We start from the raw sequence: 24,017 nt of genomic DNA, 5'->3' as shown, positions 1-24,017 counted from the left end.
CCCGCCGATGGGGGTTTTGCGCAGTTCCCCGCGCCCCTGATCAGGGGAGGTGTCCTCTCCCGTCTCGCGCCCGGCCCTCCGCCGCTCGGGGTTCTTTGCGCAGTTCCCCGCGCCCCTGATCAGGCGCCTGTCCCCTCAGAAACAGCCCCGCGCCCCTGATCGGGGCGAAGCCCCGCTTCTAGGGGCGCGGGGAACTGCGCGACCAGCCACGGCGCACCCGTCAGGTCGCCGCCGCCCGAAGGGGCAGGTTCTGTCGTATCCGGATCACCGCGGCGGAGCCGACCTGCGGCGTCGCCGCCCCCCCTACGTCGTGCTCAGCAACAAGAGCGCTATGTCGTCCGTACCCGAGAGCGTCGGTGGGGCGTTCTTCAGGATGAGGTCGGCTCGGGTGTCCACCGGCTCGTCGCGGGGGATCGCGGCCAGGTTGCGGGCCAGTTCCTCCGTGGCCAGGTCGGGGTCCTGGCCCGGGATCTCGACGAGGCCGTCCGTGTACATGAGGAGGTCGGCGCCGGGCGGCAGCGGGATCTCCATGGTCGAGTACCGGGCGGTGTTGACGATGCCCAGCAGCGGTCCGGGCGGCACGCGGATCACCGACACCGTGCCGTCGGGATGGCGGAGCAGCGGTGGCGGGTGGCCGGCGCTGGCGAGCTGGGCGCGGTGGCGTGCCAGGTCGAGGTCCGCGTAGAGGCAACTGGTGAAGAGCCCCGCGTTGAGATCGGTCAGCAGCCGGTTGGTGCGGGAGAGCACCTCGGGCGGCGGCGCCCCTGCCGTGGCGTGCACGGCGGTGCGGACCTGGCCCATCAGCGCCGCGGCCGTCGGATTGTGGCCCTGCACGTCGCCGATGGCGGCGGCCACGCCCGACTCGCAGGTCCTGATCAGGTCGTAGAAGTCGCCGCCGATCTCCATACCGCGCGACGCGGCCCGGTAGCGTGCGGCCACCTGGAGGCCCGGCACCTCGGGCAGCGTTCCCGGCAGGAGTCCGGCCTGGAGGCCCCGCGCGAACCTGTACCGGGAGTCGTGCAGCATGGCCCGGTCCAGCGCCTGGCCCAGCAGTCCGCCGAGGGCGGTCAGGAACGCGCGCTGTCCGGGCGTGAACGTGCGCGTGTGATCGTAGGAGATCACGCAGCAGCCGACCGGGCGGTCCGAGACGATCAGCGGCAGGTACGCCCAGGCGGCCTTGCCGGTGAGCGTCGACATGCCGCGATAGACGGCGTCCATCTCCTCCGGGGTGGCGTAGAAAGCGGCCTCCCGCCTGCTCAGCGCCTGTGAGGCGGGGGTGGGCGTCCAGCGCATCTGGGCGCCGTCGAGTTGCCGCATCGCCTCGGCCCGGTAGCCGCGGTAGCCGACGTTCTTCAGCCGGCCGTCCTCCAGCACCAGCAGGGCCAGGCCCTGCGCCTCGAACATGGCCATGATCGGGTTGGCCGCCAGCGGCACGATGTCGGCCACCTCGACGGTCTGGGTGAGCATCGCGGCGAGGTTCATGAACTCGTACATCGTCCCCAGGGAGGTGGGGGCGGCGGCGTCACTGCGGGCCTGGCCGGTGGCCCCCTCCCCTCCGTTCCCCTGCCCGCCGCCGGTGGGCGGGGGCTCGGGCGGCGACGGCTGGTGGGCGGAGGTGATGCGTATGCTCAGGCCGCTGTCGTCCGGATAGAGCACGAACGACAGCCGCGTGCCGGGCGGGCGCAGGGCCGTGAACGCCGTGGACTCCCGGCTGAAGACCGCCGCCCGGTACCGCTCCTCGAAGACGGGATCGCCCAGCCAGGGCAGCGCCTCCCAGAGCCACCGCCCCCGCAGGTCCTCCGCCGGGACGCCGACCAGCTCGGCCGCCGACGTGGTGACGAACGTGACCCGGCCCTCCGAGTCCAGCGCCACGCCGCCCTCGGGCAGCCGCTGCGCGAACTTCACCGCGGCGGCCCCGTCCGCGTCCATGGCGGTGTCCGCGGCCCTCAGCATCGTGCGCGGCTCGGCGGCGGGCAGCAACGGCCGGCCCTGCTCCGAGGCGTCGGCCAGCACCTCGGCGAGACCGCGGCAGCACGCGTGGACCGCGGCGAGCTGCTCCGGTGACAGCCGGGCCGGCTGCGACGCCGGGAAGAGCAGGGAGATCGTGCCCCACACCGTGTCATCGCCGGCGATGGGGGCGCTGACCGCCGCGAAGCGGTAGGGCAGCAGGACCGAGGTCTGCGGGTACCGGGCGAAGGTGTCGCCCACCGGCAGCCAGATCAGCCGCCGCTGGCGGGCCGCGTCGGTCGTCGGAGTCCGCGCGCCCAGCCAGAGCCGCTTCCAGGGTCCGACGAACGCGTCGGGCACGCCCACCTTCACCGCGAGACCCAGCACCTGCTCGTCCGGGAAGAGCAGGAAGATGCCGCCGCCGTAGGCGCCGCTCTCGCGCAGCACCGTTTCGAGGTACGGATCCAGGGCTTTGAGACGAAGACGGACAGAATCTGACATTCAGGTCATTCTACGCCACCAAACGGGTGAGACACGGCGCCCCCGGGCCGCCGATTCCGCTCTCCGGCGGCCCGCTCGCACCCTCGGGCGGGCCCTTACCGCCCTCGACCACTCGGGGTGCGGGCCTGGGCACCGTCCGGGCAGCCGCACGGGCGCCTCGGTGACCCCCCGGCGGTGTGCCGGTGATCGCGCGACGCTCAGCCCACCGGACCGCGCGGCCCGCCGAGCCGCGCCCAGCTCTCCGAGCCGTCCTCACCTCGCCGAGCCGTGCAGGGCCAGGTCCGCGGGGCCGAAGCGCTCCTTCGCCAGTTCCGCCTGGTGCCAGTGCGGATAGATCATCTCGGGGGCGCTCACCCGCTCCAGCGCCTCGATCTCGTCGGGGGCGAGGACGAGTTCCGCGGCGGCGAGGTTGTCGCGGAGCTGATCCTCCTTGCGCGCGCCGACCACCACGGAGGTGATCGCGGGCCTGGTGAGCAGCCAGGCGATGGCGACCTGCGCGGGGGACACGCCGTGCGCGTCGCCGATCTGCACCAGCTTCTCCACGGTGTCGTAGAGCTTCTCCCGGTCACGCACCGGAGGCTCGTTCCACCGGTCGTCGACCTGCCGGGTGCCCTTGGGGGCGTCCTTGCCGCGCCGGTACTTGCCCGACAGCAGCCCGCCGGCCAGCGGGCTCCACACCATGACGCCGAGGCCCTGGTCGACGGAGAGCGGCAGCAGCTCGTACTCGGCGTCGCGCGATTCGAGCGAGTAGTAGATCTGGTTGGAGACGAACCGCTGGTAACCACGGGCGTCGGCGGTCGCCAGGGCCTTCATGAGCTGCCAGCCCGCGTAGTTCGAGACGCCCAGGTAGCGGACCTTGCCCGAGCGGACCATGGCGTCCAGCGTCTCCATGGTCTCCTCCAGCGGCGTCTGCCCGTCCCACTCGTGGACGTGGTAGACGTCGACGTGGTCCGTGCGCAGCCGCCTCAGGCTGCGCTCCAGCGCGCGCGTCAGGTAGAAGCGCGAGGAGCCGCCGTCGTTGGGGTCGTCGCCGAGGACCATACGGCCCTTGGTGGAGATCAGCACGTCGTCCCGGCGCTTCTCGACGATCTGCCCGATCATGTCCTCGGAGAGGCCGTTCGAGTACATGTCCGCCGTATCGATGAGGTTCACCCCGGCGTCCAGCGCCATGCGGACCTGCCGCTCGGCGTCCTTGACGCCGGCGCTGCTCAGGGCGCCGAACATGCCCTTCCCGCCGAAGGTCATGGTGCCCAGGTTCAACGCCGACACCCGCAGCCCGGAGCGGCCCAGCTGACGGTATTCCATGATCACTCCACTCCCTTGCCTCCGACCCTGGCCCGGCCCGGGGGGCGTTCCGGTCCGGCCCGGTCCTGATCGTGTGCGAGTACCCGCGCGGGGCGAGCCCTCACCGGGTCGTGCGCGGGGATGACCGGGCATACCTGGGCGGCCACACGGGCGTGTCGGCGCCCTTCCTGGGCCCCGGATGGAGGTGCACTCAGTCCGGCTGGTCCACGAGACGTGCGGACAGGAGCAGCGCGAGGGGGCCGCCAGGGAGCAGAAACCTGCCCTCCACGGCTGCGTTGACGGCATCCTCCAATGACCACCACGAGAGCTTGAAATCGTGCTCACTGTCGGTGAGCTGCTGCTCCCCGTGGATCAGGTCCTGGGCAAGGAACAGGGACAATCGCACCGGGCTGGTCAGGGTGATGGCGTAGGAGCCCAGAAGGCGCCAACGGGTAGCGGTGATACCCGCCTCCTCGCGCAGTTCGCGGCGTGCGCACTGCTCGGCATCTTCGCCGTTTTCTCGTCGGCCACCGGGGAGAAACAGGTATTCGCCGCCGTGTTGGGGAAACTGCGCGCTGAGGATGGCGATAAGCCCGTCTACGTCCCGCGCGACCGTGACTGATGCGTCGGCGTCCGGTCCATGGCATGTGTCGGCGTCCACGGGTCGAGGCTAACGTCACATCCCATGGACGCCGGTGCTGCTTTGTCAGCTCGTCAGCTCGTGAGGTATGTGCCGATGAGATCGGCCAGTTCTTCGGGTGAGTGGTCGTCGGTTTCCAGCGTGACGCCGGTAGGGTCGGTTGCGGCCACTTCATCGAAGTTGGCGCGTAGGCGGTCGAGACGACCGGGGACGGTCATCATGTCGTGATCGTCCTTGTTGACGTCGCCTTTGGCCGCCATGCGGACACTCAGGGTGCGCGTACTGCACCGCAGGTGGAACGTCCGGTCAGGCCGTACGAGGTAGTCCTGAAATGAGGCGAGGAGTCCTCTGACCTGAGCCATGTCCAACTTGTGCACGGCGGAGTGGTAAGCGATGACGGAGGAGACGTACCTGTCGGCCACCACAGCCGTCCTTGATGGTGTCGATGCCGATACGGGATTTGGCGATGTCGTAGAGCGATTCGTCGGAGAAGTAGTGCAGGCTGACTTTCACTCTGTTCAGATCGGTGGTAGCCAGCCATTCCTGGTGCTTGCGGACGAGTGTCCCGTTTGTGATCAGTGTGTACGAACCGCCGGACGCCTGGTCGGGCAGACGTGTGAGGACCGGTCGGGCAAGCGGCGAGGCAAGTGGCTCACCCCCAGTGAAGTACACACGCGTCAAGCCGGTCTCGATGAGCGTCCGCAGTGTGTTCACGTAGTCGTCGGCGGACATCTCCCGCGGGCGGGGCTGCATGCTGCGGTTGACGCGGGTCAACGGCGGCGGCACATCGCCCTCGTTGTGGCAGAACCAGCACGACAGGTTACAGCGGGGCGTCAGCGATAAACGGAGCTGCCCGCCGAGCGCTGCGAAGTTCCGTAAGGCCGTCCAGTCCACAGGCGGACTGGCGCCTACTGAGCCAGTGGGGTTGGGATGCATCAGGACCTCCCGAACGCCGAAGGGCCGGCGGCGCGGAGTGCGACCACCGCGCTCCCAGAAGACCGCGAAGCAGTGACCACCGGCAGGCGCGCGATCATCAGACGCAAATCCTTTGCATATGACGCAAAATGCGAGCAGACACCCACTCGACTCCCTACGATGGGTCGCCCACCAGCTCGACCCCACGAGGAATCGATGCCGTCGGTCAGCAAGCCCCGAAGGTCCTCAGCTCCCGTGCCCCCCGGTGAACTGGTGCGCCAGGAACGAAGGGCTCAGGGGCTCACGCTGGCCCAACTCGGCCAGTTGACCGGTTACTCCGCAGCCCAGGTCAGCCGCTACGAACGGAGCGTCTCACCGCTCACCGATATCGACGTGCTCCGCCGCTTTGCGGGCGCCCTGAGCATCCCACCCCAGTGGCTCGGCCTCGCCCCGGCTCCCCAGACAACAGCCCGACACGGGCCCTGCAGCCCCTATCCCCGCCTCCCCCCGCCTACGCTGGCTGGTGCGCATGGGGAGGACGGTGACGTGAGACGACGACAATTCCTAGCCGCAACAGCAGCGGCGGCCGTAGGCTCCCAGGCCGGCTACCGCGCGGCTGAGGATGATGCCAGGCTTGGTGAGGTCCTTGTGGCAGGCCTCCGAGACGCCATGCTCGGACTCGGGCCCGCGTCCCCCGACTCGGCACCGGCTCGACTATCGTCCGAACTCGCCCACGCGCACGTCGAGTTCCGGGCCTGCGCCTACGCAAGCCTCGCCGTACGACTCCCGCGGCTCATCCGCACCGCTCACGCCAGGGCCGACATCACCGGATACTCCGTGCTGGCACGCTGCTATCTCCTGGCCACACGTCTGCTGATCAAACTGGACGAACAGCAGCTCGGATGGATGGCCGCGGACCGTGCGCGCCAGTTCAGCGAATCGGTCGGAGACCCCCTCACCGTCGCTGAATCAGCCCGTCAGCTCGCTGTCCTCGCCCGCAAAGCCGGGTGGCACGACCAAGCACTCACACTCGCGCTCAACGCCGCCGACGATCCGGCCCTCCGTGAGGCCGGCACCCAGGGAGCCGCAACCAGAGGGCTACTGATCCAATCCGCCGCCTACACGGTCGCCTGGCAGGGGGACCGCGACGGCATGCGGGAGCTGACCGCCGAGGCCGCCGCTATTGCCCGCGACCTCGACGGAACCCACCTCCATGACCTTGGTGGGTTCAGCCCGGTGACGGTCCAGCTCCATCTGGTCTCCGCCGAAAACTCCATCGGAGACCCCTCCGCAGCCATCGCAGCAGCCGCCGCCATCGCCCCAGCCGGCCTGCCCAGCGCTGAACGCCGCGCCCGCTACTACACGGACGTCGCCAACGCTTACAACCGTTGGGGCCGCCGCGAGGACTGTATCCACAACCTGCTCCAGGCCGAACGCTGCGCCCCGCAGGAAACCCACGCCCGCCCGGCGGTCAAGTCGCTTGTCTCGGGACTGTTCCTCTCCGGTCGCACCACACCGGAGCTCCGCCGTCTGGCTGCACGCACGGGCGTGCTCAATGGGTAGTCACACGACCAGCCGGAGCCGTGGAACCCGGTGCCCACCCGACGCGACGGCCGGGCCAGGGTGACTCCGTGAGCCCGCTACTGACACGTAGCGGACTCACGGCTTCGTGCGAGGTGACGGTTTCAGACCAGGAGCGGTCAGGCGGCGCCGAACTCTCCAGACCTGACGCCCGCCACGAAGGACGAGAACGCGTCGGCGGAGAAGTCCAGAACCGGACCGCTCGGGTTCTTGGAGTCACGCACGGGTATCACGCCGCGCGAGGCGACGAGGTTGGGGGCGACCTCGATGCAGGCGCCGCCATTGTCGCTATATGAGGACTTGAACCAGCGGGGGGACTCGGTCGTGGTCACGGGGTGCCCTTTCGTGCCTCGTTGATCAGGGTCACGGATGCTGCCTGGGACAGCGCTTCGGCCTGCAACTGATGGTAGGCCGTCAGTAGCGGAAGGACCGCCGGCGCTTCACGCTCCAGGTGCCCTCGGATCTGAGATTCCGCGTACGCGATCACGGACAGGTCCGGCAGCGTCAGAAAGTACGTCAGGTAGTTGAACGGACGACGCTCCCCGATGTCGAACGGAGCGATCTGGAGCACGGTGTTCGGCAACTCGGCGAACTCCAGCAGCCGGTCGAGCTGGGCGCCCATGACTTCGTCTCCACCGACCCGCCTGCGGATGCAGCTCTCATCCATGACCACCAGCACCATGGGAGGGCGGGGCCGCGTCAGCGCCGCCTGTCGCTCAGCCAGGAACGAGACACGTGCAGCGGCTTGTTCGTCCGTGATGACACCCCGCCGCACAGCGCTGTCCGCCAGCACCCGGGCGTACTCCGGTGTCTGTAACAGACCAGGGATGATCCCGATGTCGAACAGCCGGATCTCGGCCGCCCGCCCCTCGTATTTGACGTATTCCGGGAACCCCTCCAGCAGGCTGTTGTGCTTGATCTCGCGCCACGCGCGTTCGAACGACTCGGCCGTTCCCACGACCCCGAACACCACGTCCGTACTACGCGAGAAACGCAGCGTTGGCGGTTTGCGGCCAGTTTCCACCGCCGAGATGTGCTGGCCGGTGTAGCCCGTTCGCTCACCAAGTTCTTCCTGCGTCCAGCCACGCACCTCACGTGCGCTGCGCAGACGCGCGCCGAACGCCGCCTCGGGCGACTTCTCGGGATTCAACTCCATGCGGTTCACCATGGGTTGCCCCACCCCATCCTTCCGAACTGCCACGTTGAAGGACGCCCAACTGTACGCCACGCTGAACGCCCTTGGTAGTGGAAACACTACGGAGAGGAGCGGTCGGTGACCCATGAGATCACGAAAACGCAGCTAGTCCGCATGCCAGAGCTTGGACCCGCGGCCCATCCCGCACCGCCCGCCGCGCAAGCGGTGGCGTACCGGTTCCCTGGCCACGCCCGCAGCGTCAGCCGTGCCCGCGCGGCCCTCCGGGACCAACTCGCCTTGTGGCATGTCGAGGGTGACGCCGCCGACTCGGCAACCTTGCTCCTCTCCGAGCTGGCCGCCAACGCCGTCAATGCCGTCAACGCTCAGACCACGAACAGCCGAGATAGCCGGGATATCCGGGAATTCAAGGTCAGGTTCGAGCTGAACGGGCGCCGGTTGCGGCTTGAGGTCTCCGACACGAGCGACGAACGGCCGGCACTGAAGGACGCGACGGACGAGGACGTTTCCGGCCGGGGCTTGGCCCTGGTGGACGCCCTGGCCGACGGCTGGGGCGTCGAACCGCGCGGCGCGGCCGGAAAAGTCGTGTGGGCCCTCCTGGTTCTGATGAAGGAGGGACTGTCATGACCGCGGCGGCGTCCAAGAAGAAACCGTGCAACCACAAGAAGCTGGACCCGAAAACAAGGAAATGCGAAGACTGCGGGGAGCAAATCTACCCCGCGCCGGAAACAACAGCGGAAACAACCACTGGGCAGGGGAAATGACGCAGACGAGCGGCGACAGGCAGACGGCACCCGGGACTCTCCAGGACGCCGAGACGGTACGCGACGAACTCGACACAGCACTACGAAGCCGGGGAGTCACGCTGCCGTCCCTCTGCGTGGAAGCACTCGCATACGCCGATCGCGACGGCCGGCGGCCACTCATTCAGTTGGGCCGCTGCAACCTCGAAACGGCCCGCAAACTCAGCGCGGTGCTCACCGATGCGGCAGCCCCCACACCGGAGCCGCCCACTTCCCCGGGGACTCCGGCGGGCCGGTGACCGTCGCGGCGTCCAGGCCGCCGTACTGGTCCCACCAGGCGGTGTCGCCGACGACTTCCTTCAGCTCCTCCCCGAGGCCGAGGAAGTTCTCCGTGCGGTCATTGTCCGGATCGCCCGTCCCGCCGGTGTAGTCGACCTGCTTCTTCATGATCGCCGAGGCGATGCGGCTCTCCGCGGGCCATGAACTCGGGCCATGAACTCTCGCGCGTTGCGCATCAGGCCACGGCCGGTCTCCGCTATCACGTAGGCACTGAAACCGATCTTGTCGAACGTCGTTGCCGCCGCCGGCTTGTGCACGGCCGCGAGGACGTGCCCGGCGTCATCGTCACAGGCCATACCGTGCTGTCGGTCCAGCTCATGGAACAGCGCGATGGCGGTATCCCGGACGCCGGGCATGACGACCTGCACCATCCCCATGGACGCCTGGATCACGCCCTCGGCGATGACCTTCAGGTTCCGGTGCCAAGCCCACCTGTACCCCCGTCTTCAGTGCCTGGTACGCGGTGCCATGTTCGGTCAGGGTGAGAGAAGACCGCGGAGCCCAGCTTCCGCCGTGTCCACGGCGTCGGTGAGGGCACGCATGCGGGTTGTTGAGAGGTGCCCTGTTCCGATCCCTGATGTGGCGAGCACAGCATCGAGTTTCTGTTGCTGCCCACTGGCGAGGTGGGGACGTGCCACAGCGTGGTTCAGGACGTCGCGAGCGGCATAAGCGTCCAGGACGGCAACGTCTGCCATGGCCTCTCGCAAGGGAGCCACGAAGGGGCTGGTGCGCTCGCGGGCCAGGTCGAGCGCGGCAAGTCCGACTCGGGTCTGGAACGCTGCGATCGAAGCGTCGGGCGTGGCGATCAAGGCCGATGCCTCTCGCAGGACGGCGTCCAACTCCTGTCGCGGCACGGGCTCCCCCGGTGGGCGGCAGTGGAGGCGCAGAAGGGCGGCGACGGTGTCCTCCCACTGCTCTGCGGGGGTGGTGGAGTCGATCGTGTCGCGGGCCTCTTGATCGAGGCTGCGTTCCATCAGGGACATGATCAGGATTTGGCGGCCGTCGAGAAGGCGGTTGCCGACGCCGCGGTGGGCGGTCATGGCTTGGGCTGCCTCGGTCCAGCGGCCGATCCGTGCCAGGGCCCCGGCGCCGTCGACGAGGACGGTGGTCCACAGTTCCTCGCAGACCTTCCGGTGGTCCGCTTCCGTGCGGATCAGTGCCGAGAGGTCGACGATCCTGCCGTAGATCTCGGCTGTGCCGCGCTTCTGTGCCGCCCGGTAGAGGCGTTGGAGCACGGTGTAGGCGGCTTCGCCGTTGCCCTCGCGAGTCAGGAGCCGGGAGATGTTGATGAGGGGCATGAGCGACATCACAGCGATGTCTCCCGTGAGGTTTCCGGCATCGGCGAATACCTGGTGCTGTCTCCAGCACAGGTCGCCGGCCAGGTCGGGCAGCCCGACGTCGGAGGCGATCAGCGCGGCGTAGTTGAGGACCCCGCTGGCGCGGGCCACCAGATCGTGGTGGCTCGCACCGGCGGGTGCGACCGTCAGCCCGGTGAGGTGGATGATGCGCTCGTCCAGCGGGAGAGCCGGCGCCTTGGGGCGGCGGACCAGCGGGATGCGGCTGGCTATCACGGGCGCGGGGACCATCGGGTCATGCCTCGCGCGGCCAGTCGACGACAAGACGGCTGTAGGTCTTGTCGATGACGAAGCGCGGGTCGGAGGGCGTGAGCTGGTCGCGGGTGTCGCCGACGGCCATTCGGAAGCTGGGCTCCGGCGCGGTGTTGCCCCAGCCCTCGTTCCAGTCGCGGATCTCGCCCGCGACGCGGTCGGCAAGCTCGGCGGCGTGTGGGCCGTGGCCGATGACGCCGATCTCCCAGTACCGGCCGCCTCCGTCCTCGCCCTGGCGGATGGTCAAGTAGGCCAGGCTTTCGCCGTCGAGTGCGGCCATGGACCCCCAGCCGAAGTGCGGGGTGAAGCCGGGGCGCTGGCCGGGCATGCGGGACAGACCGTTGGGGAGCACGGAGGCAAGGTAGAGGTACAGCCACTCCCACGGGTCGCCTTGGCGGAACTTCACGCCTGTGTGGACCTTGGCCTGCTCCTGGTCGAGGACGGTGCGGATCGCGTCGCGGTCGACCTCCTGCTCGCTGAAGGTCTCCAGGCGGACGTTGCCCTCGCCGTCCATGGGAACCAGGGTGTAGAGGTCGTTGCAGACGCCCTTGCGCAGGGGCACGAAGGTGGCCATCTCGCAGGAGACGGTCTTCCAGGTGCTGCCGTCCCGTTCGAAGGCGAAGCTGCGGGAGATGCTGCCGCGGATGCGCATCGGAATGATCAGGCGTCCGCCGGGGGTGAGCTGATCCAGGATCTTCACGGGTACGTCGCCGGCGCCGACCGTGAACTGGATGCGGTCGAAGGGCGCGTACACGGGAAGGCCGGCGGCGCCGTCGCCCAGGAGCGCGGTCACGTTCGAGGCGCCGGCCTCGGCGAGGTTCTTCTGGGCGCCGGTGACGAGGTCCTGGTCGACGTCCACGGTCCACACATGGCCGCTGGGGGCGACGAGTTCACTCAGGAGGCAGGCGTTGTAGGCCGTGGCCGCTCCGACTTCCAGGACCTTGTGGCCGGGCTGGACGCCCATCTGCTCCAACTGGGTGGCGACGATCGATGGTGCGGAGATGCAGGAGATCATCTCGCCGTTCTCGTCGTGCTTGGTGGGCACAGCGTCCTCGATGTATGCCTTGTGGAGATCAACGCCAGGGAGGAACCGGTGGCGTTCGGTGGTGCGGAAGGCGTCGACGACGGCGGGGGTGCGCAGATGGCCGCTGTCGACGAGGCGGGTGACGAGGGCTTCACGCAGTTCGGCGGGGTCGGTGGCGGGTGGCACGGTGATCTCCATTCGAGCGAGGTCAGGGTCCGGCGAGGCGGACCGGTGGATGGACACGTCGGCGGCTTCGCCTGCGCTGAAGGCGACCTGACGAGCGAGCCACGCGGTGGCGGCCTGCTCGTCGGCAGGTACTCCTGCGCGGTTGAAGGCGAAGATCGCATGATGGGCGAGGACGGCGCGCAAGCCCCGTATCAACCACCCTTGGGCGGCGAGTCGGCGGAGCTGACGGCCGGTCTCTTCGAAGGCGGCGACCCGTTCGGCCCATCCGGGTTCCGCGTCCGGCCGCCGGGCCGCGTCGGCGTTCATCAGGCGTCGCATGGCGGTGATGGCCCGATCGCGAGCCAGACCGGTGGGCGGGGTGACGGGGGGCCGCAGGGTGCTGAGTCTCGCCCAGACATCGCCTGCTTCGAACGGGTCGAGACCAGTTGACCGGATCATGGCGGAGAGCAGCAGAACACAACGTTCTCTGGCTCCCGTACTGCCGACCTCGGCCAGGGCGGCACGGCTGTCGGCGCAGAACACGTCATGTGCGACGTCCATGCCCTCGGGGCCGCCGAAGGCTTCGGTCTCCGGCTCGTAGACGCCGCTGACCCAGCCGCTGACGTGCTGGGAGGCTACGAGACCGTTCAGCAGCTCTGCCGCGGAGTGCTCGGTGCGTAGCCTCAGCCCGCCGTCTTTGCGCAGGAAGTGAAATCGCTGGTCGTGCAGGGCGGTCGAGAGCGCGTGGGCGGCCTGCGGGCTCACTCCGGTGCCGTCCGGAAACGACACGATGGCGTGCCACCAGTCGTTCTCGGCGGTGATCGGAAGGTTCTCGTCGTCGATGTCCATGGTTCGTGGGCGTTCCTCATGAGTGGGCTCGGTCCGTACGCCGACCGACGTCAAGTGATCAGCAGGGCTCTGGTCCAGCCGGTGCTGTTCGTGCCGTCCAGAGCCAGTTGCGCGCCGGCACGGCCCTCCATGAATCCGGGCTTGGGCAGATGCGCCAGGTCAGCGGCGAGGCGGGTGGTCAGGTCGTCGATCAGCGGTGTGAACCGGCTGGGAGCAGTGCTGTCGTCGGCAACGGCACGGACGAGGGTCACCAGGCCGGCCCATCCGTGGCACAGCGAGGCGTCCCTGATCCGGTCGAGGTGCGCTGCGTCGGAGAGTGCGCTCGCGATGGTGTCCTCTGCCGCGAGCCGTCGGGCCGGGTCGCCCAGCGCGAGCGCGGCGAGCTGCTGCACCCGGGCGATGCCGGGCGGGCCGTAGCACCAGGACGGACGCGTCGGCGCTGGCTTGGGTGGCTCGGGATCTGTCAGCTCGTCCTGGGTGGTCCAGTAGCAGCAGCCGTACGTGTCCAGCCAGTGCGCGAAGACCTCGATGGCGTCGTGCTGCCCCGGCACCCGGATGCCGTGCCGCGTGGCGAGGGACAGCACGGCCAAGGGCCCGGCGATACCGTGAGCGACGCCGTTGTTGCCGTGTCCCCCGTCCATCTCCTCGTCAGCGGGCCCGGACTGCGACCACCACCCCGGCAGGTCACGGCCTTCGATGTAGACCGGCCGTGACAGCGAGACGAGGTAGGACAAGATCTCTTTCAGCAACGCCGGAACCCCGCCGCGGGTCAGCAGCAGGGCGGCCAGCCCCGTCAGACCGCGGATGAGGTCGAACTCTCCGAGATACGGCAGGGCGCCAGAAGCCCGCCGCCAGTGTGCCGCGGCCAGTCGGACAGTCACCATGCGATCGACGACGTTGCGGACGTCCCGGTCAGCGCGTCCGGCGCAGCTGAGCACGAACTCCAGTGCCGGGGCGCCGTGGAAGAGCGAGGCGTTGGCTCCTGCGCTCACGCCCTCGGCAACCGCGTGCTCCAGGCTGTTGTGGGCGGAGGGAAGATCACCGCGTTCGATGTGCAGCAGCGCTACTCCGAGGACACCCTCGGACAGATCCTGAGTCCCAGGCGGGGTCGCCGCTGTCATGAGCGCGCCTCCATGGGAAGGACGAGGGTGTGGGCCCTACCGCCGATCCATCCGTCAGCCTCTGGACCAGGCGCATCATGGAGGGTCGCGATGCCGGTCGGGCTGGCATCGAGGTGAGCACGCAGCAGGTCCAGGTGCATGTTCTGGTGCAGGTCGAGTGGAAGCTGTTGATCGTCCTCGGTCAGCAGCACGCGGTCCGGTACGCGGAAGCGGGCCATCCAGCCGTGTAACTGCCCGGCCCACTCATCCAGCCTCACCGTCCGGCTGGGCAAGTCCCTGGCCCGTACCTTCCATCGTGCGGCCACCAAGGTCGAGCGGCGGTAGCGCACGGCCGGAGTGAAGGGCAGCGTCCACGCCGCACCCCAGTCGAACGAGGTCACCTGCGGGGTCGTGGCCCGGCTGATCTCGACGAGGAAGCGCGCCAGCGGAGGCGTGTAGTTGTTCCATAGGAAGTTCAGGGCAGTCGGCGCGAGCAGTTCGAGGTGCGTGCCGGTGACGGCGTCGGCAAGGTAGGGGCGGCTGTCACGGATGCCGATGGCCAGGTCGGAGGGGAACAGCACGCCTTCCTCCGGCTGACGGAACTCGCCGACGCTGACCAGTCGGGGCAGCACGCGCGGGACGCGGGTGAGCAGGTCGGCCGGGACGCGACCGGGGTGGAAGGAGAGCTGGGCCAGCTCCGCGCCGGCTTCGACTGTGGGCAGGTCGGCGCACACCATGCCTGCATTCGGGAACAGGTGCCAGAACCGGCCCGTCATCGAGCCGGCCGAGCGAGAGACGGTGGACACCTGGAGTCGGAAGTTCCCACGTTCCAGAGCCTGCGTCGAGCGGGCGTTGACGGACACCGCCAGTTCGAGATGCGGCGCGGTGCCGGCGGGCTTGCCTGCGGCGGCCTCCAACTCTTCGATCAGCGCAGGGGGCAGTGGCACCGAGCGAGCGCCTTCGGCCACGGCAGCACCCGCGAACCCCAGCAGCAGTCGGTCCCGCCGCGTCATGGGGCGTGGCGGCTCGGACACGTGGCCGAACCCGTCGGGAAAGCCCAAGCCCTTCTCGGGGTCCAGCACCAGGTTCAGGGGCACCTCGGTGCTTTCGCCGTAGCGCTCGGCGAACTGCGCGATCCAGCGACGCCATGCCGGGGTGCCGCTCAGATGCGTAGCGATCCGGGCCAGGACGGTCGCAGCGGTCTCCGCCTCCGTCAGGACCGCGCTCGGGAGCCGGACCGTGGCGTCCAGCCTCAGATCCGTCGCCGACGAGGTGTTCCGAATCTCCTCTCGCAAGGTGGAGGGAAGGACGTCCGTGGGGTGGACGACGGTCGCGGGAGCGCGCAGTGCGGACCGCAGCAAGCGCACCCGTAGAAGTTGCGCAAGCAGACCGGCCCTGTGATGGTCAGCCGTCCCCGGAAGCTCTGCGGCGAGCTTCTCCGCCAGGTCCGAGTACCGGATCGGTGATCGGGCCACGTCGAGGACGAGCGCGACCGCGGGCGTCAGCGCCAACGAGAACTCCGAGGCCCCCTGGGACGGAACGTGAACCCGCCCGTCTCGCTGCTGAACAAGATTGTTCACGCATACGTCAACGTCGGCCATCCGCGCGCCGTCGCCCTCCCAGCCGGTGACCGCGGCATCCAGGGCCACCGGATCCGGCCTGCTGACCGCCTGGTGCCGGTCCCCGACTCGTACCTCGGCCATGTCGCCGAACTCGACCAGCGCAACGCCCGCGAACAGGCCGAACGGGGTAGAGCGCCGCGCGTACCTGATCGCATACCGGGCGATGGCCAGCGCCGCACGTCGCACCCGGCGCACCTTCGGTGAGCGGCCATCGATGATCGACTGGACCTGGCGTTCCAGGTCCGGGCTCGCGCTCGACACAGCCCGCCGGAATGTGTCATCGGCCCACACCGCGGCCAGCCACGAACGCCAGTGCACGAGCGAAGCCGCAGGCCCCGGCCAGGGCGGCATGACCGGCTCGGAGAGGTGCGCCGCAGCGCGCAGCATCCCTTGGCCCGTCCCCCTGTACAGGTTCTGTCGTAAGCGCGTCATAATCCGGACTCCGTTCTTGGCTGGAAGGGTGTGGGTCGGGCGGAGGCGATCCGTCCGACCCACACCGGCGGACGGCGTGTTACGACGTGGTGCAGGCGCTCGGGCAGGAGCTTCCGCAGTTGTCACCGGTGCTGCACATCAGCACGGTCTCGGTTGCCGGCGTGTTCTCGATGAAGGTGATGTCGAGCTGGAACGGGTCGTCGTCGGTGTCGGCGGCCGGCTGCTCGGGAGTAGCCGAACTGTCGATTTGCACGGTCATGCAGGCTCCTTATGGCAATGGGCTGTGGTGGTGCAGGCTCCGGACCCGGCGGGGACCGCGGTGGTCTCCGCCGGCCCGGCGAACTGGATGCCAGAAAGAGGTGAGAGCCCCGCCCGCTGCGTCGTCACCGCGGGGGAACGATCGGCTTCCCGTAGCGGGCCGGGCAGTCCAGGGGAACGGCGTCGAGCAAGCCCGAGGTGGCACGGTTCTGGCAGACGCGCGCCAGCCAGCGAGGACCGAGGGACTCAGGCCGCGGTCGGCAGCCGCAGCCACCCCGGTATTCGCGACAGCCGGACGGTCTCTATGCCGGTCTGGACGTCCTCCAGGCAGACCTCATGACGGTAGTGACGAACATTGGCCCGGAAGTCCGGAATGGCTCGTTCTCCCCGATCGGCTGACGGCAGCGGACGCAGAACATGGCGCAGGTCTCCTCATACGGGAACAGAGAGCCGTTCGGACGCGGGGTGCGCCTGAAGGCGGCGACGCGTGGCGCCGGACTCCAGGGAAGCCGTGGCCAGAGTTTCGGTGGGCGGCGGCGGCAGTGGCGGGGATCGGAATTCCCGCTGCTCAAGGACCGTACGGAGGCGCGTATGCACTGGACAAGGAATGTGCATGAACTTGCACGACGTCACCTGAGTGCGTCGATGGCGGCCGTGATGAGTCCTCGCGCCTGCGCACCATAGACGGCGATATCGGCCAGCGCGGCGAATGCCTTGCTGTACTCGGCCACCTCGCTCGGAGAGGTGACCGTCAGGTGTGCGGACACCAGCTCCACGTTGACCTGTTCCTCGTCGTAGATCGTGAAGGACTCGACGGGCCAGCCCTTGCCCCGAGGGGTGCCCAGCGGGATCACGCCCAGGCTCACCGACGGCAGGGTTGCCACGGAGATCAGATGTCCGAGCTGACCAGCCATGACCTCCGCGTTGCCGATGATCGTGCGCAGTACCCACTCCTCCAGGAGCATGGCGAAGCGCTGGCGACCGGAGTGCAGCGCCTGCTGACGCTCGATGCGCACCTGCACCGCGTCGTCGACGTCGTCCGGCACGTCGCGAAGCGCGGTGATGGTCTCCAGCACAGCCTTGGTGTACGCGGCGGTCTGAAGTAGCCCCGGGACGACCCAGGACTGGTAGGAGCGAAAACGGCGCGTTCGTTCGACGAGGGGCGCCACGGACTCCTGGACCTGCTTGAGCCCGGCGCGCTCCACGCGCCGCCACTCGATGTACATGCCCTCGATGCCGCGCGCCGTGGCGATCAGGTCCTCGATCTGATCCTGAGCGTCGCAGTGCAGCGCCCAAGACCGGATGTCGTTGTCGGACGGCGGCGTTCTCGCGTGCTCCAGGCGCGAGCACTTCGATTCATGCCAACCGGCCCGCCGGGCCAGCTCCCTCGCCGTCAGTCCAGCGTCCTTGCGGATCTCCCGCAGGCGCAGGCCGAAGGCTTGCCGAGCCTGCTGAACGCTGGACGACGATGAGGGCACGCTTCACGGACCCGTCAGGCGAACCGGTACTCCGCGTGGGGCACGGCACGCTCCCACACGGATTCGAAGGCCGACGCGCACAGCTTTGCCACGGCCGGCTCCGTGTTGACCTCTTCGTCTCCGTCCGGGGCCAGCTCGCCGTTACCGTCGAAGTGGAGGAAGACGACGAGGCTGTGATCGAACAACCAGAAGTCGTTGCCCGGAAGTGCCAGGTCGGATGCCTGGCGGCGGGGTAGCCATCGGACGGACTCGCCCGCCGCGACATTTCCCGCGGTGACGTGGTGCTCGAACCGGATGTAGTCGCTCACCGGCTCGGACACGATCCGAGCCCGGCGAACGTCGACTCCTCGGCCGACCGTCTCCACGATGACTCCGAGCCAGGGGCGCAGCTGCGGGTCGATGTCCTCCGGCGCGTCACGCTGGCCCTGTTGCCAGGCAACGTAACGGCGGTCGGAGGGCATGTAGCCGTCCCTCATCTCCAGGTGCAGAGCTGACCGCTCGCAGGCTCGCAGACGATCTTCAAGAGTCGGTTGCGGCACCCTTCACCTCCGGGAAGAACTGCATCATGCGCACAGGGAATTCGATCACGGTCTCGTGCTCGGGGATGTCCATCTGCCCAAGCCGTGCGGGGTCTGTCACCTTCCAGCCCTGCAAAATGTAGTTGCCGGTTTCGTCGTCGAGGTACACGGTGGGGGACTTGCCGTCAGGGCTCTCCGGATCCTTGCCCAACATGTGCAGTGCCATGATCAGTCCTTTCCGTCTGTGTGAACGAGCACCTTGTCTGAGATTGCGCGCGACGCCGCCCCATCCGCCAGGAATGTGCGCGAACTTGCACGCACACCGCGGCACAGGTCACGCCCCGGCGTAGACCCGGCGCCTGCATTTCGCGCAGTGCTTCTTGCCCCAGGGAACATCGTGTTCGCAGTTCTTCCTCTGATCCGCCATGACCGGTCAGCTCCCCTGGATGGCCGCCGCGATGTGCGCCGGCTGCGTTCACCGTCCGCGCGGGGTGGTGAATCCCCTATGGGACCGCGGAGCCGTTACCGCCGCGGCGTGAGCCGCGCCTTCGGTATCCGGGCCGTGCACGGCCCATGGCCGCGGCCTTTCTCAGAGGCACGAGAATGTACGAGAAGGCTCACGGCCCCGGCCAGTGCCCTACCGGCCTCACACGCCCGGTACCACCCCGGAACCCAACTCCCGCCGCACCCTTGACGCCGCTCCCACCGCCACCGCCCGGCTGCCGAGGGCCGCGCGTACGAAGTGGATCGGGTTGCCGCTGACCGGGCCGGGAGGGGCATATGCAGAGGCTGACGCCGGTTGGCGTGGCGCGAGCCCCAGCCAGTGCGGCGGGATACCGAGGTGAGCCGCGAGGCGCTGGAGCAGCTCCATGTCGCGCATCGGCTGGAGCCCGCGTCCCATGCGGGACAGGGAAGCGGCGGTGTACCCCACGGTGACCCCGAGATCGTTGAGGGTGAGGTTCTCGGCTCGGCGCACCAGCCGCACGATGGCTCCCGGGTCGTGCCGGGCCACGGCATCTTGCATGGCGGACGAGCGCCACAACGGGTGTGCGGGGTCCACATCGCCCTCCCCCTCGGGCCGCCTATGGTCCCGCCTTCCACCGCTTCGTGCAGGCCGTTGTAAAGGAATTACGCCCGATGCAAACGGTGTGCGGCATGCCGTGCTACGCCTCCCGGTCCCCCGCCGCCTACGGCTCAATGGACCGTGCGCCGCAGGGCCGCGGGGTCCCCTCCGCACCCCTGTAGTCACTCACCCCTGATACGCAGCGTGTTTGGACGGTCACGTCGAATACGTCATCGTGGCGGTTCCACGGGCCGCACGGCGCGGTCCGGCTCGCTGAGGAGGAACGAGATGAAGCAGGTCATCGCTCGGCTGTGGCGGATCATCCGCGGCCCGATGCAGTGGCGCCTGCTGTGGCTGGCTCACGCCAAGTTCATGGTCGGCGTGACCGGTGTCGTCCGGGACGGCCAGGGCCGTGTGCTGCTGCTGCGTCACCGCCTTCGGCCCGAGGGCCGCCAGTGGGGCCTGCCGACCGGCTACGCGATCAAGGGCGAGGAGTTCGGCGCGACCGTCGCCCGGGAGGTGCGCGAGGAGACCGGCCTGGACGTCAAGGCGGGTCGACTCGTGCACCTCAAGAGCGGCTACCGGCTGCGCGTCGAAGTCGCCTACGAGGCCCAGTTCCTCGGCGGCGACCTGGCAATCGACTCGTTCGAGATCCTGGAGGCCCGATGGTTCACCCCCGAGGAACTACCCGACGGGATGCAGGAGTCGCGCCGGCTCCTCATCCGCGGGGAAACCCCGAACTGACCCGACCGACGGGCATCAGTCCCCGGCTTCTCGCCCCGAACGAGCACCTGGTGGGCACCGCCGACGCAGCCCGGCTGCTGGAGCGCCCCCGGACGGCCTCGGGAGCCGGGGCCCAGCCCTGGAGTCGCCTCGGACGCCTACACCCTCGGCCGCGTCGGCCGCGTCGGCGTCAGCCCTATCTGGCCCTTGAGCATGCGGCCGCCGTCGCCGGTGAGACGCAGGTAGTAGTCGGAGGAGCAGGAGGTGCCGTCCTCGTCCAGGGCCCACAGGCCGGAGCCCGACGGCACCATGGACGCGTTCTCCGCGGTCTTGGCGATCTGGTTGCCCTCGCCGTACTCGTCGAACATCGAGACGTAGATGCCCTGCACGCCCGCCCGGCACATGTTGTAGAACTGCCGCCACATGAAGTCGCCGTGCGCCCGCTGCCGCGCCGAGACGTCGCCGGGCAGCACGCACGGCTGGTAGTCGATGCCGTGGGCGTTGCAGTCGGCCTGGTCGGGGACGGTGTAGGTGGAGTACGCGCTGTCCGAGCCGGAGGCGTCGCCGATCGCGCCGACCATCCAGGGCGAGATCATGTTCAGGGCGTGGTAGACGTCCCCGTACCCGGCGCGCGAGCCGCCGGTGCCGGTGCGCCATTCGCGCGGCACCCCGCCGATCACGTAGCAGCCCCGGCCCTTGAACCAGTTGATGACGTCGAGGCAGGCGGACTGGCTGAACGGGTGGTTGCCGTCGTTGTAGCCGAAGCCCCAGATGCACACCACCGGCTTGCCGTTCTGCCGGGCGTAGGCCCCGCTCGCGGTGTGCGCGGACATCTTGCTCGTCCAGTCGGCCTTGATCTCGGACTGCATGTTCGTCCAGCCCGAGACGTCGTACATGACGTAGAACTTCACGCCCTTGGACTCCGCCGCGCTGCGCACCTTCCGCGCCATGTCGTCGCGGGTCGCGCCCTCGCTGCTGTTGGGGTTGAAGCGCTGGAGGGCGGCGGTGTCGATGCCGTAGGTCCTCATCCACTGGAAGTGGACGTCCACGGTCTGCTGGTCGTAGGAGGAGAAGAGGGTGGCCGGGCCCCCGCCGTTGAGGTTCGGGTAGGCGGTCGGGTACGCCCTGGCGTACTCGCGCATGTCGGGCCAGGCCTTGATGGCGTTGTTCGACGGCGAGGGGGACCGGCCCCAGTCCTGGCTCCAGTGCCACCAGCCGTTGATGGGGGCCCCGTCGCCGGCGCAGGCGAACCACCCCTGGTAGCCCGTGCTGATCTTGCCCACCACGTCTCCGGGACCGCTGGCGGTGGGTCCGGCGATCCTGGCTGCGGGCCGGGGCGCCGGGGTGGCCGCGTGCGCGGCGCCGGCGGCCGCGCCGAGCGCCGCGGCGCCCGTCCCGCCGGCGATGGTGCTGAGGAACGTACGTCGTGACACGCCCATGTGACGACTCCGATGTTCAGTCCCTGAACTCAGACCCCGCGGCAGGGCACACCGCATCGATGGCACGGCTCGCCGGTGTTCCGCTCCATTTGCGCATGCTTGCGGTGGGGTCGGCGGGTACGCATCCGGCGTGCCCGCCACGCTACGCACGTGTGGCAAAGCGGTTTGAGGTTCGCAAGAATTCAACTGCCGAAGGAAACATCCCGTCAAGAGGCGGGAGAGGAACTCGACTTCGCCCGTTTATAGGAGGATTGCCCGCCTAAGCTGCCCCGTACGGCTCTTCTTCCGCTTGCAAACGTCGGACGACCGGTTTCGACGCTTGACAGGGCTCGGCGGCGCGGGGCCTGGCTCAGCGCGTCCGCCAGGTGTCGAGCGTCGCCGCGAGCGGACCGAGCACCCGCTCGCGCAGCCAGGCGCGGCGCTCCTCGCCGTAGCCGCGCGGCACGGCCTCCGTCCACATGATCAGGTGGAGGTAGCAGCGGTACAGCTCCAGGCGCCGGCGCGCCGCGGTGTCGAAGGTGACCGTGCCGCCGGCCGCGCGGTATCCGGCCAGGAAGGCGGGGTCGTCCTCGATGTCCCCGAACAGCGCCAGGGAGACGAACTCGGCGAGCGGGTCACCCCAGAAGGCCCGCTCGGCGTCGATCAGCGCGCCGATCCGGGGCTGGCCGGAGGTCGCGCCTTCCCGGGGCCCGGACGAACCCCCGGCGGTCCCGCGGTCGACGAGGATGTTCCCGTCCCACAGGTCGAAGTGGACCAGACGCGGGACGGTCACCTCGTCGAGCACGGGGCCCTGCGCCGCGAACAGCTCGTGGATCTCCTCGGCGGGGCGCGGCAGCGGAACGCCGAACCGGACGGCGTCGGCGAGGACCCCGCCGACCATCTCCAGGAAGGCCACGCGCCATCCGGACCGCAGCGGCCCGAACGGCTCGGCCGGGTAGCCGAAGCCCTCCCCGGCGAGGGTGTGGACGGCGGCCAGCTGGCGGCCCAGCTCGGCCCGGAGGGCCCGGCGCTCCCCGGCACCGAGCCCGTCGCCCAGCTCGTACCAGGAGGTGCCGGGACACTCGGACATCACCAGGAATCCACCGGCACCCACCGCGCCGCCGGCCCCCGGCTCCCCCACCCGCACGTGCGGCACGCGCACCCCGGGCAGGCCGCCCACCCGCTCGTAGTAGAGCGCCTCGGTACCGAGGATGCCGCGCTCGTAGCCCAGCACCGGGGTGGCCGGATCCGGCGCGAGCTTCACCACGAGACCGGTGCCGTCGGTGCGGCGCACCCGGAAGACGGTGTTGTAGGTACCGCCACCCAACTCGCGGCAGTCGGCCACCTCGTCCAGGGGCACCCCGACTGCCGTCAGCGCGGCACCCAGGCCGGGGCGATCCGGATCCTTCGTGAACTCCACCGTGTGTCCCCCCGGTTGTCAGGGCCCCGGTGCGCGACCTGCCGGCCTGTCCGGGGGCACGGGGGAGCATAAAGGTCAACGTCGCACGCGTCAGCGGGCGGTGCCCTACATGCCCCGTACCGCCCCGGAACCCAACTCCCGCCGCACCCGCGAAGCCGCCCCCACCGCGACCGCACGGCTGCCGAGGGCCGCGCGTACGACGTGGACCGGGTTGCCGCTGACCGGGGGCTCCGCGTCGAGTGCGGCCTCGATGACGGGGGCGAGGATCGGCCAGGCGCGGCTTACTCCGCCACCGATCACCGCCGTCGTGATGTCCACGAGGCCCGCCGTGATGAGGAGTGCGCGGGCGATGGCGGCGCCGGCCGCCTCGAACACGGCGATGGCGTCCGGGTCGGCCTGGGCCGCCGCGTTCGCTATCTCCCCGGCGGTGTGGTGGCGGCCGGTCCGTTCCGCGTACCGGGCGGAGATCGAGCGGCCCGAAGCCAGGGTCTCCAGGTGGCCCCGGCCACCGCACGTGCAGGGCAGGTCGCCGAAGCCGGGGATGTGCCCGATCTCGCCCGCCGCGCCGTGCGGGCCGTCGAGCAGGGCTCCGTCCACCCACAGCGCCCCGCCCACGCCCGTGCCGAGGGTCATGCCGAGCACGTGGGACTCCCCCGCGACGGCGCCCTTGGTGGCCTCGCCGCGCAGGAAGGCGTTGACGTCGTTGTCGAGGAAGGCCGGCACGCCCAGCGCCGAGCGGACCGTCTCCGTCACCGGGAAGCCCGCCCACGCGTGGAACGAGTCGCTGGCGACGAGGACCCGGCCCTCCCGGGCGTCGACGACGCCGGCCGCTCCCACCCCGACCCCGGCGAGCCGGTAGCCGGGCCCCTCCAGCAGCCCGTTCAGCGCGTCGAGTGCGGCGCCGACCATGGCGCTGCCGCCCTCGGCCGCGGGCGTGGGCACCTCGGTGCCGCGGACCACGGTGAGGTCGGCCGTGCAGAGGACCACCTGGGTGGTGGTGCCGCCTATGTCGACGCCCGCGAACACCTCGGGCGCGCCGCCGTTCGCCGGTGGTTCCGGCGCCGAGCCGTTCGCGGCCGGCCCGGGTGCCGAGGCCCCCGCTCCCGGTGCCGGGCCATCCGGTGTCCCGGACACAGCGCCGTCCGCCACGCCGCGTGCCGCACCCTCCGTGGCCGCGTGAGCCGTGCCGTTCGCCGTGGGGCCGTGCGCCGGCCGGGCGGATCCGGGCACCGGGCGG

Annotated in this window: 24 protein-coding genes and 1 pseudogene; 4 read left to right on the top strand and 21 right to left on the bottom strand. The window is 69.6% G+C overall.

The window, feature by feature from the left end; all coding sequences use genetic code 11:
- Nucleotides 1-303: 303 nt before the first annotated feature.
- The 5 genes from Sm713_RS11010 to Sm713_RS10990 all read right to left on the bottom strand — a co-directional run bounded on the left by Sm713_RS11010 (nucleotide 304) and on the right by Sm713_RS10990 (nucleotide 5,266).
- Complete coding sequence (locus Sm713_RS11010) at nucleotides 304-2,448, bottom strand: SpoIIE family protein phosphatase (protein ID WP_212909436.1); 2,145 nt, start codon at nucleotides 2,446-2,448, stop codon at nucleotides 304-306.
- Between the two features lie 252 nt (nucleotides 2,449-2,700).
- Nucleotides 2,701-3,753 carry an aldo/keto reductase gene (locus Sm713_RS11005; protein WP_212909435.1) on the bottom strand — a complete coding sequence of 351 codons (1,053 nt, stop codon included), beginning with the start codon at nucleotides 3,751-3,753 and terminating at the stop codon, nucleotides 2,701-2,703.
- 190 nt (nucleotides 3,754-3,943) lie between these two features.
- Nucleotides 3,944-4,393: an NUDIX hydrolase gene (locus Sm713_RS11000; protein ID WP_212909434.1), complete on the bottom strand. Its 450-nt coding sequence runs from the start codon at nucleotides 4,391-4,393 to the stop codon at nucleotides 3,944-3,946.
- A gap of 53 nt (nucleotides 4,394-4,446) precedes the next feature.
- Complete coding sequence (locus Sm713_RS10995; RefSeq protein WP_249416227.1) at nucleotides 4,447-4,794, bottom strand: hypothetical protein; 348 nt, start codon at nucleotides 4,792-4,794, stop codon at nucleotides 4,447-4,449.
- Nucleotides 4,679-5,266 carry a radical SAM protein gene (locus Sm713_RS10990; RefSeq protein ID WP_249416226.1) on the bottom strand — a complete coding sequence of 196 codons (588 nt, stop codon included), beginning with the start codon at nucleotides 5,264-5,266 and terminating at the stop codon, nucleotides 4,679-4,681. The genes Sm713_RS10995 and Sm713_RS10990 overlap by 116 nt, the downstream gene beginning before the upstream one ends.
- A gap of 36 nt (nucleotides 5,267-5,302) precedes the next feature.
- Between Sm713_RS10990 and Sm713_RS41445 the strand changes: the two are divergent.
- Both Sm713_RS41445 and Sm713_RS10985 read left to right on the top strand, forming a co-directional pair.
- Nucleotides 5,303-5,716: pseudogene (locus Sm713_RS41445) on the top strand (helix-turn-helix domain-containing protein); the annotation flags it as partial.
- A 219-nt stretch (nucleotides 5,717-5,935) separates the two neighbouring features.
- A complete protein-coding gene (locus Sm713_RS10985; RefSeq protein ID WP_249416565.1) occupies nucleotides 5,936-6,850 on the top strand; it encodes an XRE family transcriptional regulator in 915 nt (304 codons plus the stop codon).
- Nucleotides 6,851-6,987: 137 nt separating this feature from the next.
- Here the strand turns inward: Sm713_RS10985 and Sm713_RS10980 are convergent, their stop codons facing one another.
- Nucleotides 6,988-7,200, bottom strand: coding sequence for a DUF397 domain-containing protein (locus tag Sm713_RS10980; protein ID WP_212909430.1), 213 nt, complete (start codon nucleotides 7,198-7,200; stop codon nucleotides 6,988-6,990).
- Nucleotides 7,197-8,036, bottom strand: a complete 840-nt coding sequence (locus Sm713_RS10975; protein WP_212909429.1) for a helix-turn-helix transcriptional regulator — start codon at nucleotides 8,034-8,036, stop codon at nucleotides 7,197-7,199. Before Sm713_RS10975 ends, Sm713_RS10980 begins: the two co-directional genes overlap by 4 nt.
- Before the next feature lie 105 nt (nucleotides 8,037-8,141).
- Between Sm713_RS10975 and Sm713_RS10970 the strand changes: the two genes are divergently transcribed.
- Nucleotides 8,142-8,648 (top strand): ATP-binding protein, encoded by a 507-nt coding sequence (locus tag Sm713_RS10970; RefSeq protein ID WP_249416225.1) that lies wholly within the window; start codon nucleotides 8,142-8,144, stop codon nucleotides 8,646-8,648.
- 350 nt (nucleotides 8,649-8,998) lie between these two features.
- Here the strand turns inward: Sm713_RS10970 and Sm713_RS10965 are convergent, their stop codons facing one another.
- From Sm713_RS10965 to Sm713_RS10915, 11 genes are all read right to left on the bottom strand, one after another.
- Nucleotides 8,999-9,211, bottom strand: coding sequence for a hypothetical protein (locus tag Sm713_RS10965; RefSeq protein ID WP_212909428.1), 213 nt, complete (start codon nucleotides 9,209-9,211; stop codon nucleotides 8,999-9,001).
- A complete protein-coding gene (locus Sm713_RS10960; protein WP_212909427.1) occupies nucleotides 9,208-9,495 on the bottom strand; it encodes a hypothetical protein in 288 nt (95 codons plus the stop codon). The genes Sm713_RS10965 and Sm713_RS10960 overlap by 4 nt, the downstream gene beginning before the upstream one ends.
- Before the next feature lie 84 nt (nucleotides 9,496-9,579).
- The gene (locus tag Sm713_RS10955; RefSeq protein ID WP_212909426.1) at nucleotides 9,580-10,689 is read right to left on the bottom strand and encodes a hypothetical protein; all 1,110 of its coding nucleotides are present in this window, start codon (nucleotides 10,687-10,689) and stop codon (nucleotides 9,580-9,582) included.
- A 4-nt stretch (nucleotides 10,690-10,693) separates the two neighbouring features.
- A complete protein-coding gene (fxlM, locus tag Sm713_RS10950) occupies nucleotides 10,694-12,748 on the bottom strand; it encodes a methyltransferase, FxLD system (RefSeq protein WP_212909425.1) in 2,055 nt (684 codons plus the stop codon).
- A gap of 50 nt (nucleotides 12,749-12,798) precedes the next feature.
- Entirely contained in the window at nucleotides 12,799-13,869 is a 1,071-nt protein-coding gene (locus Sm713_RS10945; protein ID WP_212909424.1) for a lanthionine synthetase C family protein, read from the bottom strand.
- On the bottom strand, nucleotides 13,866-15,857 hold the full coding sequence (locus tag Sm713_RS10940; RefSeq protein ID WP_249416224.1) for a lantibiotic dehydratase family protein: 1,992 nt from the start codon (nucleotides 15,855-15,857) through the stop codon (nucleotides 13,866-13,868). Before Sm713_RS10940 ends, Sm713_RS10945 begins: the two co-directional genes overlap by 4 nt.
- 124 nt (nucleotides 15,858-15,981) lie before the next feature.
- Entirely contained in the window at nucleotides 15,982-16,161 is a 180-nt protein-coding gene (locus Sm713_RS10935) for an FxLD family lanthipeptide (protein ID WP_212909423.1), read from the bottom strand.
- Nucleotides 16,162-16,789: 628 nt separating this feature from the next.
- Entirely contained in the window at nucleotides 16,790-17,638 is an 849-nt protein-coding gene (locus Sm713_RS10930; RefSeq protein WP_212909422.1) for a helix-turn-helix transcriptional regulator, read from the bottom strand.
- Between the two features lie 14 nt (nucleotides 17,639-17,652).
- A complete protein-coding gene (locus tag Sm713_RS10925; RefSeq protein ID WP_249416223.1) occupies nucleotides 17,653-18,114 on the bottom strand; it encodes a DUF6879 family protein in 462 nt (153 codons plus the stop codon).
- Between the two features lie 43 nt (nucleotides 18,115-18,157).
- Nucleotides 18,158-18,382 carry a hypothetical protein gene (locus Sm713_RS10920; protein ID WP_212909420.1) on the bottom strand — a complete coding sequence of 75 codons (225 nt, stop codon included), beginning with the start codon at nucleotides 18,380-18,382 and terminating at the stop codon, nucleotides 18,158-18,160.
- A 420-nt stretch (nucleotides 18,383-18,802) separates the two neighbouring features.
- Nucleotides 18,803-19,216: a helix-turn-helix transcriptional regulator gene (locus tag Sm713_RS10915; RefSeq protein WP_212909419.1), complete on the bottom strand. Its 414-nt coding sequence runs from the start codon at nucleotides 19,214-19,216 to the stop codon at nucleotides 18,803-18,805.
- 291 nt (nucleotides 19,217-19,507) lie between these two features.
- Here Sm713_RS10915 and Sm713_RS10910 point away from each other — a divergent pair, with 291 nt between their 5' ends.
- A complete protein-coding gene (locus tag Sm713_RS10910; RefSeq protein WP_212909418.1) occupies nucleotides 19,508-19,963 on the top strand; it encodes an NUDIX domain-containing protein in 456 nt (151 codons plus the stop codon).
- 137 nt (nucleotides 19,964-20,100) lie between these two features.
- On the opposite strand, the gene Sm713_RS10905 is transcribed toward Sm713_RS10910, so the two are convergent.
- From Sm713_RS10905 to Sm713_RS10895, 3 genes are all read right to left on the bottom strand, one after another.
- The gene (locus Sm713_RS10905) at nucleotides 20,101-21,381 is read right to left on the bottom strand and encodes a glycoside hydrolase family 71/99-like protein (RefSeq protein ID WP_212909417.1); all 1,281 of its coding nucleotides are present in this window, start codon (nucleotides 21,379-21,381) and stop codon (nucleotides 20,101-20,103) included.
- 349 nt (nucleotides 21,382-21,730) lie between these two features.
- Nucleotides 21,731-22,780 (bottom strand): phosphotransferase family protein, encoded by a 1,050-nt coding sequence (locus Sm713_RS10900; RefSeq protein ID WP_249416222.1) that lies wholly within the window; start codon nucleotides 22,778-22,780, stop codon nucleotides 21,731-21,733.
- Nucleotides 22,781-22,885: 105 nt separating this feature from the next.
- Nucleotides 22,886-23,806 carry an ROK family protein gene (locus Sm713_RS10895; RefSeq protein WP_212911937.1) on the bottom strand — a complete coding sequence of 307 codons (921 nt, stop codon included), beginning with the start codon at nucleotides 23,804-23,806 and terminating at the stop codon, nucleotides 22,886-22,888.
- Nucleotides 23,807-24,017 lie beyond the last annotated feature (211 nt).

The organism is Streptomyces sp. TS71-3 (genome assembly GCF_018327685.1).
Lineage (GTDB): Bacteria > Actinomycetota > Actinomycetes > Streptomycetales > Streptomycetaceae > Streptomyces.
Note: the sequence above shows the minus strand (reverse complement) of the source record. Positions and strands in the feature narration are given on the sequence as shown.

Bases quoted from the DNA above. Each gene is read 5' to 3' on its own strand.
- Sm713_RS11010 (WP_212909436.1), bottom strand. From the start codon at position 2,448: ATGTCAGATTCTGTCCGTCTTCGTCTCAAAGCCCTGGATCCGTACCTC.
- Sm713_RS11005 (WP_212909435.1), bottom strand. From the start codon at position 3,753: ATGGAATACCGTCAGCTGGGCCGCTCCGGGCTGCGGGTGTCGGCGTTG.
- Sm713_RS10975 (WP_212909429.1), bottom strand. From the start codon at position 8,036: ATGGTGAACCGCATGGAGTTGAATCCCGAGAAGTCGCCCGAGGCGGCG.
- Sm713_RS10965 (WP_212909428.1), bottom strand. From the start codon at position 9,211: ATGAAGAAGCAGGTCGACTACACCGGCGGGACGGGCGATCCGGACAAT.
- Sm713_RS10955 (WP_212909426.1), bottom strand. From the start codon at position 10,689: ATGGTCCCCGCGCCCGTGATAGCCAGCCGCATCCCGCTGGTCCGCCGC.
- fxlM (WP_212909425.1), bottom strand. From the start codon at position 12,748: ATGGACATCGACGACGAGAACCTTCCGATCACCGCCGAGAACGACTGG.
- Sm713_RS10945 (WP_212909424.1), bottom strand. From the start codon at position 13,869: ATGACAGCGGCGACCCCGCCTGGGACTCAGGATCTGTCCGAGGGTGTC.
- Sm713_RS10940 (WP_249416224.1), bottom strand. From the start codon at position 15,857: ATGCTGCGCGCTGCGGCGCACCTCTCCGAGCCGGTCATGCCGCCCTGG.
- Sm713_RS10935 (WP_212909423.1), bottom strand. From the start codon at position 16,161: ATGACCGTGCAAATCGACAGTTCGGCTACTCCCGAGCAGCCGGCCGCC.
- Sm713_RS10925 (WP_249416223.1), bottom strand. From the start codon at position 18,114: ATGAGGGACGGCTACATGCCCTCCGACCGCCGTTACGTTGCCTGGCAA.
- Sm713_RS10920 (WP_212909420.1), bottom strand. From the start codon at position 18,382: ATGGCACTGCACATGTTGGGCAAGGATCCGGAGAGCCCTGACGGCAAG.
- Sm713_RS10910 (WP_212909418.1), top strand. From the start codon at position 19,508: ATGAAGCAGGTCATCGCTCGGCTGTGGCGGATCATCCGCGGCCCGATG.
- Sm713_RS10905 (WP_212909417.1), bottom strand. From the start codon at position 21,381: ATGGGCGTGTCACGACGTACGTTCCTCAGCACCATCGCCGGCGGGACG.